This window comes from Anaerolineales bacterium, assembly GCA_022866145.1.
In the GTDB taxonomy this organism is placed as follows: Bacteria; Chloroflexota; Anaerolineae; order Anaerolineales; family E44-bin32; genus PFL42.
The window spans coordinates 1-2,932 of sequence record JALHUE010000220.1 but is presented as its reverse complement, the minus strand read 5'-3'; the positions used below and the strand labels follow the sequence as shown (position 1 = coordinate 2,932).

The 2,932-nt window shown below is 64.9% G+C and carries 3 protein-coding genes; 2 read left to right on the top strand and 1 reads right to left on the bottom strand.

Translation table 11 applies throughout. The features are described 5' to 3' along the window. Nucleotides 1-1,416 (bottom strand): aldehyde dehydrogenase family protein (locus MUO23_07035; protein ID MCJ7512711.1); only part of this gene is annotated, 1,416 nt, incomplete at its 3' end. A gap of 255 nt (nt 1,417-1,671) precedes the next feature. On the opposite strand from MUO23_07035, the gene MUO23_07030 reads away from it, so the two are divergent. Beyond that, a complete protein-coding gene (locus MUO23_07030) occupies nt 1,672-2,148 on the top strand; it encodes a hypothetical protein (protein ID MCJ7512710.1) in 477 nt (158 codons plus the stop codon). Continuing rightward, nucleotides 2,138-2,914 (top strand): DUF429 domain-containing protein, encoded by a 777-nt coding sequence (locus MUO23_07025; protein ID MCJ7512709.1) that lies wholly within the window; start codon nt 2,138-2,140, stop codon nt 2,912-2,914. Before MUO23_07030 ends, MUO23_07025 begins: the two co-directional genes overlap by 11 nt. Nucleotides 2,915-2,932: the final 18 nt, after the last annotated feature.

Here is a 2,932-nt window from a genome sequence, read left to right as displayed (position 1 = left end):
GTTGGCCAGCGACATCGCCTGATCGAGATGGTCGACCGCGGCCAGCGTGGTGATTGGCAGGAACATCTCCTGCTGCCACAAATGGTGCTCGAGTGGCAGATCGGCGACGAAAGTCGGCGTACAGAAGTAGCCCTTGGCGTGCTCCCCATCCTGCAGCACCTTGCCACCGGTCAGGAACCTTCCGCCTCCCTGCGAGACTTCTTCGCAGAAGGCCTGGAAGTCGCGGTAGGAGGCTTGGTTCACGACCGGCCCCATCCAGACGTCGCGCTGGGTGCAGTCCCCGACCTGAATCTTTTCGGCCATGGCCACCAAGCGCTCCACGAGCGGCTGATACATCGGGCGCTCGATGAAGACCCGTGAGGCGGCTGAGCACTTCTGTCCCTGCAGGCCGAAGGCGGAGCGCATGATCCCGGTGGCGGCCCGCTCGAGATCGGCCTTGCGCGAGACAATCACCGGATTCTTGCCGCCCAACTCGAGAATGGTCGGGCGCACATAGCGGCCGTTGGCGAACTGGCGGAAGATGTGCATACCGATCTCAAGGGATCCGGTGAAGGTGATGCCGTCCACCTCGGGGCTGGAGATCAGCGCCTGGCCGAGTGTGCTGCCGGGTCCGGTGACATAGTTGAAGACGCCATCCGGCAGGCCGGCGTCGCGCAGGCATTCGGCGATCAGCCGCACGGTCCACGGGGTGTCGGTGGCCGGCTTCATCACGACCGTGTTGCCCGTGACCAAGGCAGAACCCAACGGACCGCCGGTCAGCGCACACGGGAAGTTGAACGGGCTGATGACCAGCCACACACCGTAGGGGCGCAGGACGGAAGTGTTGGTGGAACGGTAGCCCTTGAGCGGATCCTTGCCCATCGGGCGGACGTAGCCCTTGTTGGCCAGCATCTGGTCGCAGGCGTAGCGGATCAGGTCGGCCGTCTCGGCGGCGTCCCCCAGGGCCTCCATGCGGTTCTTGCCGACCTCCAGGGAGATCACCGCCCCGAACTCATAGATCCGTTTGTCGATCAGGTCGGCCGCCTTGCGCAGCAGGCGAGCACGGTCCTGGTAGGGCACATGCGACCACTTCGGGAAGGCTCGCCGGGCGGCCGACAGGGCAGCCTGGGCGTCATCGGGCGTGCCCTTCTGGAAGATGCCCAACACCCAATCCGTGTTGATCGGAGACCGATCTTCAAATTTGGCCGGGGCACGAACATCCTTGCCATCGATGATCATGGCGTGCTCGCGCCCGAGTTCGCCCTTGAGCTTGGTCAGGGCGGCGTCGTAGCGGGTGTGAAGCTCCGCCGGCGGATCGAACATCGTAGCGTAGGTCAGCTTGAAGGCCGGTTTCTTGGGGGGGGCTTGCTTGGCTGCCGCCTTCTTGGGGGCGACGCTCCTGGTGGATTTGCGGGCGGGGGTCTTGCGTGGGGGCATAGGACAAACCCTCCTTCTTGGGGTTAGGCTCTGGCGCCGGCGGGCATGGCCGGTCATCCTCCGGGTGCCTGTCACATGCGGGGGATCATCATCCGTCGAACCGCAATTGAGTTGCTGAGGTTGGGTGCCATCGCTGTCCGCCGAAGGCTCGCAGTCTGGTCCAGCGCGGAGCCCGCGGTGCGAGCGTAGTATAGCCCGGGGTTCGCCGCCGACCAAACGGGGATGTATACTCGGCTGACGTGACGAGAATCACTGATGACCTGGGTTGAGGACGGCGTGTACGCCGCAGGGGGCTCGCACGTGCCAGCCACGTGGGCAACGTTCGCCGGGCAAACCGGGATCCGGGTCGTCCTTCACCTGCGGCCGAAGGCTCCGGAGGCCTTCCTCGGACCGGAACCGCGGGCCTTCCTGTGGTTGGACGTTTCGGATGAGGCTCAAGCCGATGTCGACCTGCGGCTGCAAGCCGGCCGGTTTGTCCAGCAGTGGGTTGCCTCCGAGGAGAGGGTACTGCTGCACAGCAGCCTGGGACGCCATCGTGTACGCTGGGCCTATGTCGCCTACCGGATCTGCAGCGGCCAATCCGTACAGGCCGCGCTCCGCGCCGCCGAGCAGCGCCCCTGGCAGGCGCCGTACCACACGGACCGCCTTGCCTGGGAGGTTTTCGCGGCGCAGATGGCAACCAGCCGCAGCCGTCCGGCAAGCGGGAGCGGGGGAGACGATCATGCTGTTTGACCAGACACTCTACGTAGGCATCGATCCGACGGCTGGGACACGACCGATCCACTACACCGTCCTCGACCGGGATCTCAAGTTGGCGGCGGCCGGTGAGGGTGGCCTGCAGGAAGTGGTGGCCTTCGTCGGAGGCTTCGATTCGGCTGTGATCGCCATCGATGCCCCCCAGTCGCCGAACAAGGGAGTGATGCTCGACCCCGAAGTCCGCCGTCGCTACAACCTTCGACCGGGGAGCAAGACCTGGGGCCAGTGGAAGGTGTGCGAATACGAGCTGCGCCGGCGCAACATCCGGCTGTATAACACCCCCTCCCGGGAAGCGGACTCGCCGCGCTGGATGCGGAATGGGTTTGACCTGTACAAGAAGCTCGGACGACTGGGGTACCGGCACTTTGTCGCCGGCGAAGAACTCCCGAGCAAGGCGGTGATCGAGGTCCATCCCCACGCCTGTTTTGCTGTCCTGCTCGGTCGGCGCCCTTTCCTGAAAAATACCATTGAGGGACGGCTGCAGCGTCAGCTGGTGCTGTTCCTGGAAGGGCTGGATATCCCCAACCCGATGAAGGCTCTGGAAGAGATCACCCGCCACCATCTATTGAGCGGCAACCTCCCGCTAGATGGCCTCTACGATCACGATCGCCTGGACGCACTGGCGGCGGCGTTCAGCGCCTACCTGGTGGGGATCAAGCCGGAACGAGTGTCGCAGGTCGGGGATCGCGCCGAGGGTTTCATCACCCTGCCCTCGGCCGAATTGAAGATGTTCTACCCGTAGTTGCCGGACGCCCCGGCC